Here is a 15,074-nt window from a genome sequence, read left to right on the forward strand (position 1 = left end):
AGAAAAATAGGCTTATTATAAACGACACACCATTAAGTCGGTAGGGTAAAATACAGCTTTTGATTTTCAGGCAGCCTGAAACGCTGATTTTGTCTTTTTCATGACACATACTAAACACATTGCCATTCGTCCCATTGACCCAATTGCCCAAGCTGCATTGCAAAACGCAGGTGCCTCCCCCTTGTTGGCACAACTGTATGCTGCACGCAACGTGTCGCAACCAGCCGAGTTAGAAGATAGTTTTACGCAATTAATTCCCTACACGCAGTTAACTAACTGCACAGCCGCCGCCAATCGTTTAGCCGATGCCATACAAAATCAGGAAAAAATCCTGATTATTGCCGATTACGATGCCGATGGTGCAACCGCGTGTTCTGTGGGCATGAAAGGATTGGGCAGCATGGGTGCCATCGTGGATTTTTTTGTTCCCAACCGTTTTGAACACGGCTACGGCTTAACGCCCGAATTGGCAGACATTGCCCACGAAAAAGGCGCAAATCTCATTTTGACGGTGGACAATGGTATTTCCAGCGCAGACGGCGTAGCACGCGCCAAAGCATGGGGCATAGACACTGTGGTAACCGACCATCACGTTGCAGGCAGCCATGTTCCCGATTGTATCATCGTCAATCCCAACCAACGCGGTTGCGATTTTCCCAGCAAAAGTTTAGCGGGCGTGGGCGTGATATTTTATGTGTTGATTGCCTTACGCGCAGAATTGCGTCAGCGTGGTTATTTTGCTCATGCAAGCAATTTACATACAAATCAATATAGGCAGCCTGAAAATCACGCACCGATTGCCGAGCCAAAATTGGATGAATTATTGGACTTGGTCGCACTCGGCACAGTCGCCGATGTGGTGCCGCTTGACCACAATAATCGCATTTTGGTGTCGCAAGGTTTGAAGCGCATTCGCAAAGGCAAAATGTCGCACGGCATACGCGCCCTGTTTGAAGTGGCACGGCGCGACCCATGCAAAGCGCAGCCATTTGACATGGGTTTTGGTTTAGGCCCACGCATCAACGCAGCAGGACGTTTGGACGACATGAGTTTGGGGATTGCCTGTTTGCTTTCGGGCTGCCTTGAACAAGCGCAAAGTATCGCAGCACAATTAAACGATTTAAATCACACACGCCAAGAAATTGAACAAGGCATGTTAAAAGATGTACTGAAATTGTGTCCCGAAACGCTGCCTGAAACGCAAACCACGCTGTCGGTATTTCGCGAAGATTTTCATCAAGGCGTGATTGGTATTGTCGCCAGCCGCTTGAAAGACCGATTTTATCGCCCCGTATTTGTGTTTGCGCCATCGGGCGACAATGAAATACGCGGTTCAGGGCGTTCCATAGCGGGCGTGCATTTGCGTGATGTGTTGGACACGGTGGCGAAACGTTGTCCAAATATGATTGTGAAATTTGGTGGGCACGCAATGGCGGCAGGTTTGACCATGCACGCCGACCGATTTGATGAATTTTGCACCGTATTTGAAGCGGTAGTGCGCGATTTGGTTGATGAAGATATTTTGTCGCAAACCTTTTTAACTGATGGCAGCCTGAAAACCGAAGACATTTGTTTGGAACAAGCGCAACTTATCAATAGCCAAGTGTGGGGACAAGGTTTTCCGCCGCCCAGTTTTACCGATGAATTTCGAGTCATCAAACAACAACCAATGGGTGCGGAAAAAAAACACGTTAAAGCGTGGGTGCAAAAAGATGGGCGCGAGTTTGAAGCAATGTTTTGGCGTTGTGAAGATGAATTGCCACCACAGATTCGTTTGGTGTATCGCCCGACTGTGAATGAATGGCGTGGTAATCAGGAATTGCAGCTTTATGTGGATTATTGGGAAGCGGTATAATTGGTAAAATAATCGTTTCAGGCTGCCTATTTTGAGATAAAGGCAGCCTGAAATAATGATTTATTTATTAAATTATTCAATCAGAGTAGCTAATCTATTGCAAAAGTAATAGAATTAAACATTTTTTCAAGATAAGTTAAGGCAGCCTGAAGATTGGGGGTGCTTAAGATGATGTGTGGCTTTTACAGAAAATGGTATGGCTGCAAGGGTAATCATCGCACATGTGGATTAAGGAAAATATTTTATGATACGCGGTTTGAGAAAACAAAAAGAGGATGCGCCAAAGCTTGAAATTTACTTGGTTCGTCATGGGCAAACAGAGTTTAATCGTGATGGTCGTTTGCAAGGCTGGTGCGATTCACCATTAACCGAAGCGGGTAAAGCAGGTTCGGCAACATTGGGAAAACGCATGGCAGCGCAAAATGTAAAATTTGATGCAGCATTTTCTAGTACATCGGGACGCGCTGTAGATACCGCAAAGATTATTTTACAAAACTCAGGGCAACCTGAACTGCCTATTATTGAGTTGGAAGAATTACGCGAATATCATTTTGGTGCATTTGAAGGGCAATCAAGTGATGAGTTGAATCAATACATTGCCGAAGAGCGCGGTTATCCCGATACTGCAGCGTGGTTGGAAGCCTATCGCAATGGTTCATACAATATGTTAATGTCTGCTGTATCGCAACTTGACCCTGCACGCACCGCAGAAGATGAAACCGACTTTTTGTCGCGTTTGCGCATTGGTTTATTCCATGTGATTGGTGAATGTCCGAACGACCGTGATGCGCGTGTGTTAATTGTTACGCACGGTATGAGTATTACTACCATTTTGAAAAGCATTGACCCAATGTCTATCCAATATCGCAGCGTACCCAATGCCAGTGTAACGCGCTTACGTTATGATATGTATAAAGGCTTGGAAATTATTGGCATTGCCGATGGTGGTTTGAATTGGGGTAAAGACCGCCCACCTGTTGCGCCAATTTCCAAAGTGGCACGTGGCTTGGGTTACCGTAACCGTTAAGAGTGAACGTTATGAGCGTAAAGCAAAATATTTTGGACAATGCACACAGCAAAGGAATTCAAATTACACCTTTGCGTGAACAAGTGTTGGATATTGTGTTACAACTAGATGGTGTGATTAAAGCGTATACTGTGTTGGCGCAGATGCAGCGCGTGAGTGATAATGTGGTTGCGCCACCAACGGCATATCGTGCGTTAGACTTTTGGGCTGAACACGGCGTGTTGCATAAGATTCCAGCAGTCAATGGTTATATTTTATGTAGCCATGCGCGACACGATTGTGGTGGACATTGCGAACATGCAAGCGACCATCACAATAGTAGTTTTATTTTGGTTTGCACGGAATGCGGTACGGTAGATGAGCAAAGTCTGAATCAAGAATGGGCAGCTTTGCATGATGCGGTAAAACGTTCAGGTTTTGCGCTCAATGAAGAACATGTTGTTTTGGCAGGGATTTGTGCTAAATGCCAATAAATTTTTCAGGCTGCATCACAGTACATGACAATTTTTTGAAATAACCACGAATCTGTTCCCTCCCCCGTCTTAACGGGGGAGGGCTAGGGTGGGGGAAAATCTGTGGAAGCACATCAATATTGTTGAAAATCAACGAACCACCCCCACCCTAACCCTCCCCCGCCAGCGCGGGAGGGAACAAATTTCAGGTAATATTAAAGATTTGTGTTGTGTACATTAAGGCTGCATCAATCAACACAAGCAGCCTGAAAACTTGCACTCATGCCATAAAATCACGATAATCCAAGTTTTTATTCTAAACCAAATGTTGGGAGAAATAACGATGTATGCAACTTTAACTGCAACCAAACATTGGGCAGCAAAAAATCAAACTGCTGCTTTTATTTTAAAAACTGTCATCGGTGCAAACGTGATTGCGGCATTGGCACAATTAGCTGTACCTACGCCATTTGTGGCTATTTCCTGTCAATCTTTGGGGGTATTGCTGATGAGTTTTGCTTTGGGACGCAAAGCTGCAGTCGCCGCATTGACCTTGTATTTGCTGGAAGGAGCGCTGGGTTTACCCGTTTTTGCTAATGGCAAATTTGGTGTTGGCGTGTTGATGGGTTCATCGGGTGGCTATTTGTTCGGCTTTGTGGCGATGGCTGCGATTTTGGGTTGGGCAAGCGACAAGGGCTGCCTGAAATCTGTATGGAAAAGTTTGGCAGCGGCGATTGTGGCAACGGCGGTGATGTATGCTATGGGCTTGGCGCAATTATCTTTGTTTGTGCCAGCGGATAAAGTGCTGACATTCGGTTTGTATCCGTTTATTGTTGGCGATGTGGTTAAAGCATTGGTGGCTTGCGTATTGGTAATGCCCGCGTATCGCCTGTTCCAAAAAATTTAATTGATTTGTTGAGACAAAGGCAGCCTGAAAACATCGTTTCAGGCTGCCTCAATTATGATGATGACACACGATTTTTATCTTTTTTGCCAACGCATCAATGGTTTGCATTTTCAGGCGCACAGTCAAACAGGTTCGCAAATGAATTGGAATACACACGGGACAGGCATCGTGCAAATTCAAATGCAGCCTGAAAACACGCTGGATTTCAACGAACGCATTACTTTGGCAAATGGGCACGCCAGCACCGACCGCAAACGTTGGCAATTTTTGCCCGAACACATGATTTTTTCTCGCCACCGCAACGGCGATTACGAAGCCTTGTTTACACTTGTGCCGCATCAAGATGGCGTGTGGCGCAGCGAAAGCGCGTATCAATGTGCGCCCGATGCGTATTCAGGCGAATTGTGGCGCGATGGCGATGCGCTGGTGTTTCGTTTGCACATTGTGGGCGCGCGCAAAAATGAACAGATTGAATATCGGTATTTTCAGGCTGCATCTGTATCAGGCAGCCTGGAAAAATATAAGGGATTGTTATGAAAACAAAAATTCACTTGTTTACAGGTTTTCTTGGCACGGGCAAAACCACCGCCATTTGCAGCCTGATAGAACAAAAACCTGCACAGGAAAAATGGCTGGTTATCGTCAATGAGTTTGGCGAAATTGGCATAGACGGCGCGGTGTTGTCCGACAACGGCATACCTGTGAGCGAGATTTCAGGCGGTTGTTTGTGTTGCAGCGTGGGCGATGAATTGAGCGACACGGTGCGCCAAATGCTTGCCGAGCATCAACCGCAGCGCATCATTATTGAAGCGAGTGGTTTGGCGCATGCGGCTGGTGTGATTGATGAGTTGCAAACGCCTGATTTGGCAGAAAAATTAGATATTGCTGCCACATTTGCGTTGGTTGACCCGCGTCAATTTGTGGACGATGATTACGCGCTCAATCCGCTGTACCGCGACCAAGTGAGCGCGTGTGATGTGTTGCTGGCGAGCAAAACTGATTTGTGTGCGCCCGATGTTTTGGCGCAATTTCATGAGCGTGCGGCAAAATTATTTCCACCCAAAGCGCGAGTTGCCGAAGTGCCGAATGCGCATGTGCCTGTGGCTTGGTTGGATACGCCGATTGTGGAAAAATCGCGTTATCGCATCAAAAGGCAGCCTGAAAATACGTTGGGTTATCAAAGGCAGCCTGAAAATACGTTGGGTTATCAATCGCAGGGTTATACTTTTGCGGCGGATAAACAATTTGATGTGGAAAAAATGTCGCTGTTTTTCAATGAATTACCGAAATTGGCAGATGGTTTGGTGCGTGCGAAAGGGGTGTTTCAAGTAGAAGGTTCGTGGGTGTGGCTGAATTGGACGGACGGCACTTGGGGGGCAACGCCAGTTGCATGGCGGCGCGATAATCGCTTTGAGTTGATTGCCAAGTCGTTTGATGCGGATGCGATTGAGCAGAAGTTGAAAGATGCGATGTTATGAGTATTGATATAGTGGATTCGATTTAAATCAGGATAAGGCGACAGCGACCGCCGTGTACGCATAGTACATAAGGGAGCTGGCAACGCTGTACTGGTTGAAATTGAATTCAATATAAAAAAGGTCGTGGAATCACGACCTTTTTTGTTTCAGACAGCCTTGTGATGGTCTGATGAAGTATTTTCTGGTTGCAAAAATTGATTAACGCCATTTTCACAATATGCCAATTTGTTGGTTAATGTGTTTTGCAATAATGCATCATTTTGTGGCAAAGCAGCACGTTCAGCTTCGTTGTGCCACAAATGATAGGCGATACCTGCAAATTTTAAATTGCGGCGTACGCAGCCTGAATGATACAAACGTGCGACAAATTCGCTATCCTCGCGTCCCCAGCCAACAAAATCATTATTGAAACCGTTAATATTCAAGGCATCTGCACGGAAAAAACCCATATTGCAACTTTTGATAGAGCGATGATTTTGATTGGCTTTTTTCCATATTTGATGACTTAAATAGGCGCATCGTATAGCAGAAAGGCGTTTTTTTATACCTTTATCCCATAGGTGTAACAATTCTACTTTTTCAGGCTGCTTTAACCATTCGGTTGTTTTTTCGGGTGTCAGTAAGACTCGTGAGCCTTGTATTAAGCAATTTTTTTGAGCAGCCTGAATGTGGTCGGCAATAAAATGTTTTTCTAGCACCATGTCGCCATCAATTAAAACAATGTAGTCATATTGTGCTGCGGCGATAGCGCGATTGCGACTTTGAGCGGCACGAAAACCGTCATCTTCTTGCCAAATGTGGTGGACAGGAATAGGAGATTGTTGGGCGAAAGTGGTTACGACTTCTGCGGTGTCGGTACGCGAACCGTCATCGGCAACCAATATTTCATGTGGTAAAGTGGTTTGCGCCAATACTGAGTGCAGCACTTTTTGTAGTGCATCTGGGCGGTTGTAGGTGGTGATAATCAGTGAAACAGTAAGCGTTTTAGAGTTTTCCATTGTTTTTTTGTAGATAATAAAGTTTGACGTATTTGGTCATGGTGTAAAAATAGTGGTTAATGGCAAAAATCCAACCCAGTTTGCCGTCTAAAAAGCCTTTGTTGAAGAAATAGACTTTAATAAAAGCCCAAATGGGACGCAGTATGATGTCTTGAAAAAATCGGACAGGCTTACCTGATTGTTGGTACTTTTCGGCAGCTAGTGTGGTGTATTGATTGAATTTTCGGTAATACTGTTCCCAATTATCGTAAGTATAGTGGTACATGGGTGCGCATAATTTGGCATCGTGATAGGGATGGATGATGGCTGGGTGGACAAAACCTTCTACGCGCGTGTTTTCGGTTGGCAATAAGCGACAAACATAATCAGGGCGCAATGTGCCGTGCGTGGCTTGATTGTATTTGAAACGATTGTGGCGTTGTATCCAATAAGCTGTGTTGGCAGGTTTTTGAATAGTGGCTCGGATTTCCTGCGCCAATTCAGGGGAAATGCGTTCGTCTGCGTCTAAAAATAAAATCCATGGTGTTTGTGCTTGTTGTACAGCAAAGGTTTGTTGCTGTCCCCAATCGCCATTCATCGCATGTTGAATCACGATTGCGCCCAAATCGGTGGCAAGTTGTACGGTGTTGTCATCGCTAAAATCGTCTATCACAATCACTTGGTCGGCAAAGGCAACGCTTTTAATGCAATCTTCAATATTGTGTGCTTCGTTTCGCGCGAGAATCAAAACGGTTACTTGGGACATGGTATCAGTCTTTCAACAATAGGGTTAATAGGGTGATGAGTGTGCCAGTAAGCAGCAATAATTTGGAAAATAGGACAAACAATTGATGCAAAGCACGTTTTTGTTGGCGGTTGAGCAAAACGCGCACCATGAGTGCCAGTAATAGCAAAATACCGATGACGGTAAAATAACGAGTCAGCATAATGGTGTCAGTTTAGCATATTCAGGATATAGCCGTTCAAAATTAAAGTAATAGGGCGTTAAGTGTACGCCATGGTCGTTGTTGCCTTTCTTAATTTGAATTTTGAAGATTTAAAGGCAGCCTGAAAAATGAATATGATATAGTGAATTCAATTTAAACCAGTACAGCGTTGCCAGCTTCCTTATGTATTAAGGTGTACACGGCGGTTGCTGCCGCCTTGTCCTGATTTAAATTGAATCCACTATGGTTTTCAGGCTGCCTGAATAGAAAAAAGCGCTAGCCATTGGACTAACGCTTTTTAAATTTGGTGGCGAATCAGGGATTCGAACCCCGGACACAAGGATTATGATTCCTCTGCTCTAACCGACTGAGCTAATTCGCCGTGTTTGGGAGATGTGAACTATACCGAAAACAAGTTATCTCGTCAAGTTTAGGTAGCCTGAAAAATGATATTAAATTGATTAGAATATTAATTTTCAGGCTACCTCCTTCATTAATCAAATCGTTTAATGTATTTGATTTCGCCGCCCGATGATTCTGTTCCTGCACGCATAATGGCTTGGAACGAACGGCTTAATTGATACACCAATTTGACGGATTGACTAGCGGTTTCTAAACCTGCTTCATAACCCAAGTAAATATCGCGGTTGATTTGTTTGCCGAAGGTCAGCACTTGTTGTGCAGGATTCATTTCGCCCGTTGTGGCGTTACGCGTTTGTTGGCTGGATAAGCCAAAATCATCCACCAAACCGACTTTGTCGTTCAGGCGACCTGCCAAGAATGCGCCTGCTGCGGTGGCAAGGGCGGCTTCATCGGTGCTGGTACCTGAGCTGGCGCGATTCAAAATTAGCCAAGATAATTTGTCTTTTTCGCTCATGGGGTCGTTGGCAACCAAATTGACGCGCGGTGCTTCCAAATTACCCAAAACTTCTACGCCTGCACCAACTGGGGAATTACGGCGCTCTGCGCGAATATTGAGATTGGGGCGAGTAATTGGACCAACAAAGGAAATAATCCCTTTTTTGATAATCAAATCTTGCCCATAGGCTTTATAACGACCGCGTATGACATTGACACTACCTGTGGCATTTACATCGCTGGTGTTGCTGGAAGTAAGTTTCAGGCTGCCTCCCAAATTAACATTTAAACCTTCGCCGCTGAAATGGAATTTATCTGCCAAATCAAAGGATAAATTGAGTTTAAATGGCATGGGTGCGGCTGGGGCTGGTTTGTTTTCGCCAACAATGACCACATCATCGTCCAAGCTGGGCGCGGAACTTTCTTGAAAACCAAAACGTCCTTCATCAGTTTTCAGGCTGCCATTTAGGGTAACGCCTTGTGCGGTGTACAACACATCGCTATCGCCTGATAAGGTTAAACGGCGGCTGGGTTGGTCAAGAATCGGATAACGCTCAAAACGTAATTTAGCGTTCACATCGGGTGCTTCGTTGAGATACGCCGCGCTGCCTGTCAAAGTAACCGTGCCGCCTTTGCGTTTGAATTGCAAGGCATCAATTAACCATTTTTGTCCTTCCACACGCGATTTCAGGCTGCCATTGTCCAAAATCACGCCGACTTGACGATTGCGATAATACAAATTTTCGCCGTTAATCGTGCCATTGAATTTGGGTTCGCCGACCGTGCCGCCAATGGCAACATCAGCATTCAGGCTGCCTTTGATGATTTGCCCAACTGGCATAACGGATTTGAGTGATGTTGCCAAATCGTCTACTGTGATTTTCAGGCTGCCTGAAACGGGTGCAGCAGTTAGCGCACCATTACCAAATGCTTGCAAAATGCTGTAATTACCTGATATTTGGCTCAAAGCGGTATTGGCGTTGATTTTGCTGTGTATGCCGCGTCCATCCAAAGTGGAATTGACAACAAAATTTTGTAGATTTAATGGCTGCTTGCGGTTGGGTAAAATGACATCGCCCGATTGTTGTTTCACATTCAAAAAACCGCGTGGGGCATTGCTGTACGCCATGTCCCAATCCGCCGCAATGACTAAATTGTGTTGCACAGGCGGTGCGTAGAAATTGTGCAGTTGTTCCAGTTGCAAACCGTTGGCATTGCCTTTGGTGGTTAAACCTGCTTGTTTATCCCACACAAAACTATCCAAATTCAGGCTGCCATTGAGTGCCGACCAACGTGCTGCACTCATCACCACACGTTCTGCACCCGCTTCCAATTTCATCGCATTTTGCAAACGTAATTGCAATGCACCTGAAACATCTAGCGTGTTTACCGTGCCATGCCATTGATTTTTATCATTTAAACCTCCATTTGCACCCAAATTTAAGGTTAAAGGTTTATCATCAATTTTCAGGCTGCCTACTGCTTTGAATGTGTGTTGGCGCAAAGAACCATTGAGCGCGGCATCCACATTATCAATTGCCGTGCCACCTGCCACAATACCATTGCCTTTCAACATCACATCCAAAGGACGATTGGGGTCGGGCGAACCATGCAGCCTGAAATCAGCGTGCTGGATTTTCAGCTCATTGCCCACCGAAAAACCACGCGCTTGTCCATCCAATTTCGCGTCCAGTTGCGTGAAATTATCCGCCGTGCTAGTCAGCGTTCCTTTGGCGGTCAGCAAACCTTGTAAACCAAAACCAAATAAATCCAGTTGTGGCGCGTTGATGTCCACCGCCAAAGTATCGCCTTTTTTGCCAAACGCACCTTGTGTGTTGATGAGATTGTTGCCTAATTTAATCGCAGTATCGGCGCGACTCAAATGGCTGTTTTCATAAGAAACTTTGCCGCTGCCTGACAAAGGCGCACCCGATAAAGTGGACGGCGCAAACGCCATTTCGGTGTGAAACGCCAATTTTGCCAATTCGCCCGTTGCTTTGATGCTGCCATTTACATTGCCTTCGGGCAAATCGGGATACAGTTTGGCAGGATTAAATGCCGCACTTTTGATTTCCGCTTGCAATTTTTGGTTTTGGAACAATTCAAGGCTGCCTGAAAGCTGTAATTCGCCACCATCTTTCGGTTTGACGATACCTTTTTCAATGTGCAAAGTTTGTTGTTTATTTTTGCTGTCTGAAACGATTTTCAGGCTGCCTGAACTGTCCGCGCGCTCGGTATGCAGTTGCCAATTCGCTTGCGGCGTGTCAAACGTGCCATGTGCGCGAATGGTGCCATTCAATACGCCTTGAATTGGCGTACTGATGACATCGGCAGCAGTGATATTGTTGAGTTCCGCTGTTAAATTAAGCGTTTGTTTTTCCGCATAAATTCCACCCGATAATAACACCGTACCATTTTTCATCAAATCTGCCGATGCGTGGGCAATATCCACCGCACCTGAATCATTGATGTGAAATTTGCCGACCAAATGACGAATAGGAATGCCGTTTTGGTCGCTGGTTTCGGGGTTTTCATTACGCAAATCTAGGCTGCCATCTAGCGCGATGTGTTCGCCCAAATGCGGTTTCACGTCCAACAAGAAAAACAAATTGCCGCGTGGCAGATTCGGTAAAAAGGCTTGCGGATTCACGCCTTGACCTTCCAAGCGAATGCGTCCAATCATTTTGCTTAAATTGGTGGCAAACGGACGCACTTGCGTATCGGCATGCAAACCCACGCCGTTCCCCGTCAAATCGGTGGTCAGAATAATATCGTTCAGGCTGCCTTTTACGTCCAAAATATTTTCTACTTCAATATCATCCAACATACCATTAGATAATAATGTGCCTTGCAAAGCAAATGGCGATTGTGTACTGGCTTTCAGGCTGCCTTCGGTATTTGCCCAATAGGTTTTGAGCGATTTAACTTGCAAATCATGTTGTTGATGATTGTAGGTATAGCTCGCCAATGCGCCGCCCAATATTTCCAGCTTGTCTTCGCCTTGCGTGATTTTGCCGATTTCCAATACATCCAGCGCAACTGTGAATGGCAAACCGATGCTATCGGGCTGTTGTGGCGGTGGGCTATCGGGTTCGGGCGGTGTCGGTTTGGGTGTAATGTGAATATCGCCAATAGACAAGCGATTGATATGCAAATGTTTTTGCCACAATTCTTGCGCCTGCCATTGAAAATTCAGGCTGCTGATGTCTAAATCAGATTTTTTGGTTTGTACGCGGATTTTGTCGGCAGAAAAACCGTCCAAAATCGTGCCAGACAAAGTATCAGACGTGATTTGCACATGGGCGTATTTCGGTAATTGATACACGGCAAAACGCAAGCCGCTTTCCGTATTCAGCAACCAAGTCGCTCCCACCGCCACGCCGCCCAACAAAACCACACAACCGCCGATTAGGTATTTGAGTAATCGGCGTTTTTTGGGTGGTTTGGGGGTTTCAGGCTGCGTAGCGGTTTCTGGCGGTACAAGTTCAGAAGTATCTTGCTGCAACATTTTCGGCTCGTAGCGCGGTTTTTCAATTTCGTCTGTCATAGTGGCGTAGGCGTGTGAAAATAGGGCGTATTTTGACATATTTTTCAGGCTGCCTGAATAGTTGGGCAGCCTGAAAAACGGTAATTTTAGGTATATTGGTTTTACTTTTGTGATTTATCTATTATATGATGTTTTCAGGCAGCCTTTTATTGTGAGATTTTGTTGCATAGAGAAAAAGGCAGCCTGAAAACCGTTACAGGAAAATAGATTGATGAAAAAATTATGGATTTTGTTGGCGATGTGTCTGTCCATCGCTCACGCCACAGCGAAAAATATCCCCATACCACACAGTTACACCGCCACCGTTACCCATATTCACGATGGCGATACCATTCGCGTACTGGATGAACAGGGGCAAAAACAGCGTATTCGTTTGGCGTACATTGATGCGCCAGAAGTGTCGCCCGCTCAAGCGCATGGCATCGCCAGTCGTGATGCCTTACGCCAATTATTGACACGCCAAACTGTACGCATAGATGTTTGGGATATTGACCGATATGGCCGTCAAGTGGCAAGGGTTATGCTGGATAATCAAGATATTAACCTAACGCAAATCCAAACAGGCAATGCATGGCACTACCGCAGTATTGCGCGGAAAAATCAGCATCAACAGGATTATGAGTACTATCAAGCAGCAGAGAATCAGGCAAAATCTGCACGATTGGGATTGTGGCGCAAGCAAAAACCAGTTGCTCCTTGGCATTTTCGGCAACAAAATAGGCAAGCTAAATAAGGAGATATTTAAATAAATTAATATCTTATAAATATTTTTCAGGCTGCCTTAATCTAAAATATTTTGATACAGGAAAAGATAAAATTATAGTGGATTCAATTTAAATCAGGACAAGACGACAGCGACCGCCGTGTACACCTAGTACATAAGGGAGCTGGCAACGCTGTACTGGTTTAAATTGAATTCACTATATCAAAAGGCAGCCTGAAACCCAGTTTGAAATCACAAAAACCCAAAAAATCAAATAATACTTGCCTAAATCCATATAAACAAACTAAAATACGCGGTTTTCTATATTTAGCAATTTTTCCACAAGGAATTAACAATGGTAGTTATCCGTTTAGCCCGTGGTGGCTCTAAAAAACGTCCTTTTTACAATATCATCGTAGCTGACAGCCGCAGCCGCCGCGATGGTCGTTTCATTGAACGCGTGGGCTTTTACAACCCAGTTGCTAATGAAAAACAAGAGCGTGTTCGCATTCATGCTGACCGTTTGAACCACTGGATTGGTCAAGGCGCGCAATTAAGTGATGCTGTTGCTAAATTGGTTGCTGAACAAAAAGCTGCTGCTTAATCCATGAGTGAAATACAAAACTGGGTAGCCATGGGCTATATCAAAGGCGCGTTTGGTGTGAGAGGTTGGTTGAAAGTTCAACCTAGCACCGAATACACCGATAGCCTGTTGGACTACCCTGAATGGCGTTTAATTAAAGGCAAAGACGTACAAATTGCCAAAATTGAAGCAGGTAAAGCTGTTGGTGGCGAATTGCAAGTCAAATTTGCTCATATCAATGACCGCGATGCAGCTGCTTTGATGCGAGGTTACACCATTGAAATACCACGCGAAAGTTTTGCAGAAACCGAAGAAGATGAGTTTTATTGGACAGATTTGGTGGGTATGCAAGTCGTAAACCGTGATAGTGTTGCTTTGGGCAAAGTGGTGAAATTGATGGAAACGGGCGCGCATGATGTTTTGGTTATTCATGGCGAATACGGCGAGAAGCTTATTCCATTTGTATCCCATTTCATTGATGATGTGAACCAAGAAACGCGTACCATTACCGCTGATTGGGGTTTGGATTATTAATGAAAATTCAAGCTATTACACTATTCCCTGAAATGTTTGATAGCATCACGCAATATGGCGTAACGGGTCGTGCGCACAAGCAAGGTATTTGGCAATTTCGTGCCATTAATCCACGCCAGTTTGCTGATAATAAGCTGGGTTACATTGATGACCGTCCTTTTGGTGGTGGAGTGGGCATGGTGATGATGGCAGAGCCTTTATTTCAAGCCATTGAATCAGCAAAACAAAATCTTTCAGGCAGCCTGAAAGTGATTTATTTAAGTCCACAAGGTGTGCCATTGACACACAAAAAAGTGCTTGAATTATCACAATTAGATAATTTAGTCTTATTGTGTGGGCGATACGAAGGTGTGGACGAGCGTGTATTGCAAACTTGCGTGGACGAAGAAATCAGCATAGGTGATTTTGTTGTATCGGGTGGCGAGCTGCCTGCGATGATGTTGATGGATGCGGTGTTGCGCTTTGTGCCTGATGTTTTAGGCGACATGGTGTCGGCGGAGCAAGATTCGTTTGCTGATGGTTTGCTGGATTATCCGCATTACACACGACCGACTGAATTTCAGGGTATGGCTGTTCCCGATGTATTGAAATCGGGCAATCATGCGCTGATTGCGGAATGGCGATTGGAACAATCGTTGCGCCGCACTTTACTGCGCCGTCCAGATTTGCTGGATGAGCGTGATTTACTCCCACAGGAAATCCGACTTTTAGACAAAATTCGTCAAGAAAGCAACGGATAAATCCATATTATATTAGGAACTTAACATGAATTTGATTGATGTTTTAGAGCAAGAAGAAATCGCTCGTTTGAATAAAGAAATCCCTGAATTTGCACCTGGTGATACTGTTGTGGTATCTGTGCGCGTGGTAGAGGGTAACCGTAGCCGTTTGCAAGCGTATGAAGGCGTAGTAATTGCACGTCGCAATCGTGGTTTGAACAGCAGCATGATTGTTCGCAAAATTTCTAGCGGCGAAGGTGTTGAGCGTACTTTCCAATTGTATTCTCCAACATTGGAAAAAATTGAAGTGAAACGTCGTGGTGATGTACGTCGTGCGAAATTGTACTACTTGCGTGGCTTGACTGGTAAAGCAGCGCGTATTAAAGAAAAATTGCCTGCTCGCAAACAAGAGGCTTAATTTTAGATATAAAAACCGCTTCATCATGATGATGGAGCGGTTTTTTTATGTTTCACAAAAATTTGTTTT

At 44.9% G+C, this 15,074-nt stretch carries 15 protein-coding genes and 1 tRNA gene; 11 read left to right on the forward strand and 5 right to left on the reverse strand.

Going from position 1 to position 15,074, the window contains the following annotated elements; translation table 11 throughout:
* Positions 1-100: 100 nt before the first annotated feature.
* From recJ to MIS45_RS01945, 6 genes are all read left to right on the forward strand, one after another.
* Positions 101-1,855, forward strand: coding sequence for a single-stranded-DNA-specific exonuclease RecJ (recJ, locus tag MIS45_RS01920; RefSeq protein WP_249450831.1), 1,755 nt, complete (start codon positions 101-103; stop codon positions 1,853-1,855).
* A 244-nt stretch (positions 1,856-2,099) separates the two neighbouring features.
* The gene (locus MIS45_RS01925) at positions 2,100-2,882 is read left to right on the forward strand and encodes a histidine phosphatase family protein (RefSeq protein WP_249442961.1); all 783 of its coding nucleotides are present in this window, start codon (positions 2,100-2,102) and stop codon (positions 2,880-2,882) included.
* A gap of 11 nt (positions 2,883-2,893) precedes the next feature.
* Positions 2,894-3,355, forward strand: a complete 462-nt coding sequence (locus MIS45_RS01930; RefSeq protein WP_249442962.1) for a Fur family transcriptional regulator — start codon at positions 2,894-2,896, stop codon at positions 3,353-3,355.
* Positions 3,356-3,677: 322 nt separating this feature from the next.
* Positions 3,678-4,241: a biotin transporter BioY gene (locus MIS45_RS01935; protein WP_249450832.1), complete on the forward strand. Its 564-nt coding sequence runs from the start codon at positions 3,678-3,680 to the stop codon at positions 4,239-4,241.
* A gap of 54 nt (positions 4,242-4,295) precedes the next feature.
* Complete coding sequence (locus MIS45_RS01940) at positions 4,296-4,778, forward strand: DUF6314 family protein (RefSeq protein ID WP_249450833.1); 483 nt, start codon at positions 4,296-4,298, stop codon at positions 4,776-4,778.
* The gene (locus tag MIS45_RS01945; protein ID WP_249450834.1) at positions 4,775-5,719 is read left to right on the forward strand and encodes a CobW family GTP-binding protein; all 945 of its coding nucleotides are present in this window, start codon (positions 4,775-4,777) and stop codon (positions 5,717-5,719) included. Before MIS45_RS01940 ends, MIS45_RS01945 begins: the two co-directional genes overlap by 4 nt.
* Before the next feature lie 146 nt (positions 5,720-5,865).
* On the opposite strand, the gene MIS45_RS01950 is transcribed toward MIS45_RS01945, so the two are convergent.
* The 5 genes from MIS45_RS01950 to MIS45_RS01970 all read right to left on the reverse strand — a co-directional run bounded on the left by MIS45_RS01950 (position 5,866) and on the right by MIS45_RS01970 (position 12,009).
* Positions 5,866-6,717, reverse strand: a complete 852-nt coding sequence (locus MIS45_RS01950) for a glycosyltransferase family 2 protein (protein ID WP_249450835.1) — start codon at positions 6,715-6,717, stop codon at positions 5,866-5,868.
* Positions 6,704-7,462: a glycosyltransferase family 2 protein gene (locus MIS45_RS01955; RefSeq protein ID WP_249450836.1), complete on the reverse strand. Its 759-nt coding sequence runs from the start codon at positions 7,460-7,462 to the stop codon at positions 6,704-6,706. Before MIS45_RS01955 ends, MIS45_RS01950 begins: the two co-directional genes overlap by 14 nt.
* Before the next feature lie 4 nt (positions 7,463-7,466).
* Positions 7,467-7,643 (reverse strand): protein MIGRI, encoded by a 177-nt coding sequence (locus MIS45_RS01960; RefSeq protein WP_249450837.1) that lies wholly within the window; start codon positions 7,641-7,643, stop codon positions 7,467-7,469.
* 305 nt (positions 7,644-7,948) lie between these two features.
* Positions 7,949-8,025, reverse strand: a tRNA-Met gene (locus tag MIS45_RS01965).
* Positions 8,026-8,136: 111 nt separating this feature from the next.
* On the reverse strand, positions 8,137-12,009 hold the full coding sequence (locus MIS45_RS01970) for a translocation/assembly module TamB domain-containing protein (protein ID WP_430472163.1): 3,873 nt from the start codon (positions 12,007-12,009) through the stop codon (positions 8,137-8,139).
* A gap of 250 nt (positions 12,010-12,259) precedes the next feature.
* Here MIS45_RS01970 and MIS45_RS01975 point away from each other — a divergent pair, with 250 nt between their 5' ends.
* The 5 genes from MIS45_RS01975 (at position 12,260) to rplS (ending at position 15,005) form a co-directional block, all read left to right on the forward strand.
* Positions 12,260-12,781 carry a thermonuclease family protein gene (locus MIS45_RS01975; RefSeq protein WP_249450839.1) on the forward strand — a complete coding sequence of 174 codons (522 nt, stop codon included), beginning with the start codon at positions 12,260-12,262 and terminating at the stop codon, positions 12,779-12,781.
* A gap of 325 nt (positions 12,782-13,106) precedes the next feature.
* Positions 13,107-13,355 (forward strand): 30S ribosomal protein S16, encoded by a 249-nt coding sequence (rpsP, locus tag MIS45_RS01980; RefSeq protein WP_249442970.1) that lies wholly within the window; start codon positions 13,107-13,109, stop codon positions 13,353-13,355.
* Positions 13,356-13,358: 3 nt separating this feature from the next.
* Complete coding sequence (gene rimM / locus MIS45_RS01985; RefSeq protein WP_249448983.1) at positions 13,359-13,868, forward strand: ribosome maturation factor RimM; 510 nt, start codon at positions 13,359-13,361, stop codon at positions 13,866-13,868.
* A complete protein-coding gene (trmD, locus tag MIS45_RS01990) occupies positions 13,868-14,608 on the forward strand; it encodes a tRNA (guanosine(37)-N1)-methyltransferase TrmD (RefSeq protein WP_249444409.1) in 741 nt (246 codons plus the stop codon). Before rimM ends, trmD begins: the two co-directional genes overlap by 1 nt.
* Before the next feature lie 25 nt (positions 14,609-14,633).
* Positions 14,634-15,005: a 50S ribosomal protein L19 gene (gene rplS / locus MIS45_RS01995; RefSeq protein ID WP_249442973.1), complete on the forward strand. Its 372-nt coding sequence runs from the start codon at positions 14,634-14,636 to the stop codon at positions 15,003-15,005.
* Positions 15,006-15,074 lie beyond the last annotated feature (69 nt).

The organism is Wielerella bovis, assembly GCF_022354465.1.
Taxonomy (GTDB): domain Bacteria; phylum Pseudomonadota; class Gammaproteobacteria; order Burkholderiales; family Neisseriaceae; genus Wielerella; species Wielerella bovis.

Excerpts from the sequence above, each read along its gene's own strand:
- recJ (WP_249450831.1), top strand. The coding sequence starts at position 101 with ATGACACATACTAAACACATTGCCATTCGTCCCATTGACCCAATTGCC.
- MIS45_RS01925 (WP_249442961.1), top strand. The coding sequence starts at position 2,100 with ATGATACGCGGTTTGAGAAAACAAAAAGAGGATGCGCCAAAGCTTGAA.
- MIS45_RS01930 (WP_249442962.1), top strand. The coding sequence starts at position 2,894 with ATGAGCGTAAAGCAAAATATTTTGGACAATGCACACAGCAAAGGAATT.
- MIS45_RS01935 (WP_249450832.1), top strand. The coding sequence starts at position 3,678 with ATGTATGCAACTTTAACTGCAACCAAACATTGGGCAGCAAAAAATCAA.
- MIS45_RS01940 (WP_249450833.1), top strand. The coding sequence starts at position 4,296 with ATGATGATGACACACGATTTTTATCTTTTTTGCCAACGCATCAATGGT.
- MIS45_RS01945 (WP_249450834.1), top strand. The coding sequence starts at position 4,775 with ATGAAAACAAAAATTCACTTGTTTACAGGTTTTCTTGGCACGGGCAAA.
- MIS45_RS01950 (WP_249450835.1), bottom strand. The coding sequence starts at position 6,717 with ATGGAAAACTCTAAAACGCTTACTGTTTCACTGATTATCACCACCTAC.
- MIS45_RS01955 (WP_249450836.1), bottom strand. The coding sequence starts at position 7,462 with ATGTCCCAAGTAACCGTTTTGATTCTCGCGCGAAACGAAGCACACAAT.
- MIS45_RS01960 (WP_249450837.1), bottom strand. The coding sequence starts at position 7,643 with ATGCTGACTCGTTATTTTACCGTCATCGGTATTTTGCTATTACTGGCA.
- MIS45_RS01970 (WP_430472163.1), bottom strand. The coding sequence starts at position 12,009 with ATGTTGCAGCAAGATACTTCTGAACTTGTACCGCCAGAAACCGCTACG.
- MIS45_RS01975 (WP_249450839.1), top strand. The coding sequence starts at position 12,260 with ATGAAAAAATTATGGATTTTGTTGGCGATGTGTCTGTCCATCGCTCAC.
- rpsP (WP_249442970.1), top strand. The coding sequence starts at position 13,107 with ATGGTAGTTATCCGTTTAGCCCGTGGTGGCTCTAAAAAACGTCCTTTT.
- rimM (WP_249448983.1), top strand. The coding sequence starts at position 13,359 with ATGAGTGAAATACAAAACTGGGTAGCCATGGGCTATATCAAAGGCGCG.
- trmD (WP_249444409.1), top strand. The coding sequence starts at position 13,868 with ATGAAAATTCAAGCTATTACACTATTCCCTGAAATGTTTGATAGCATC.
- rplS (WP_249442973.1), top strand. The coding sequence starts at position 14,634 with ATGAATTTGATTGATGTTTTAGAGCAAGAAGAAATCGCTCGTTTGAAT.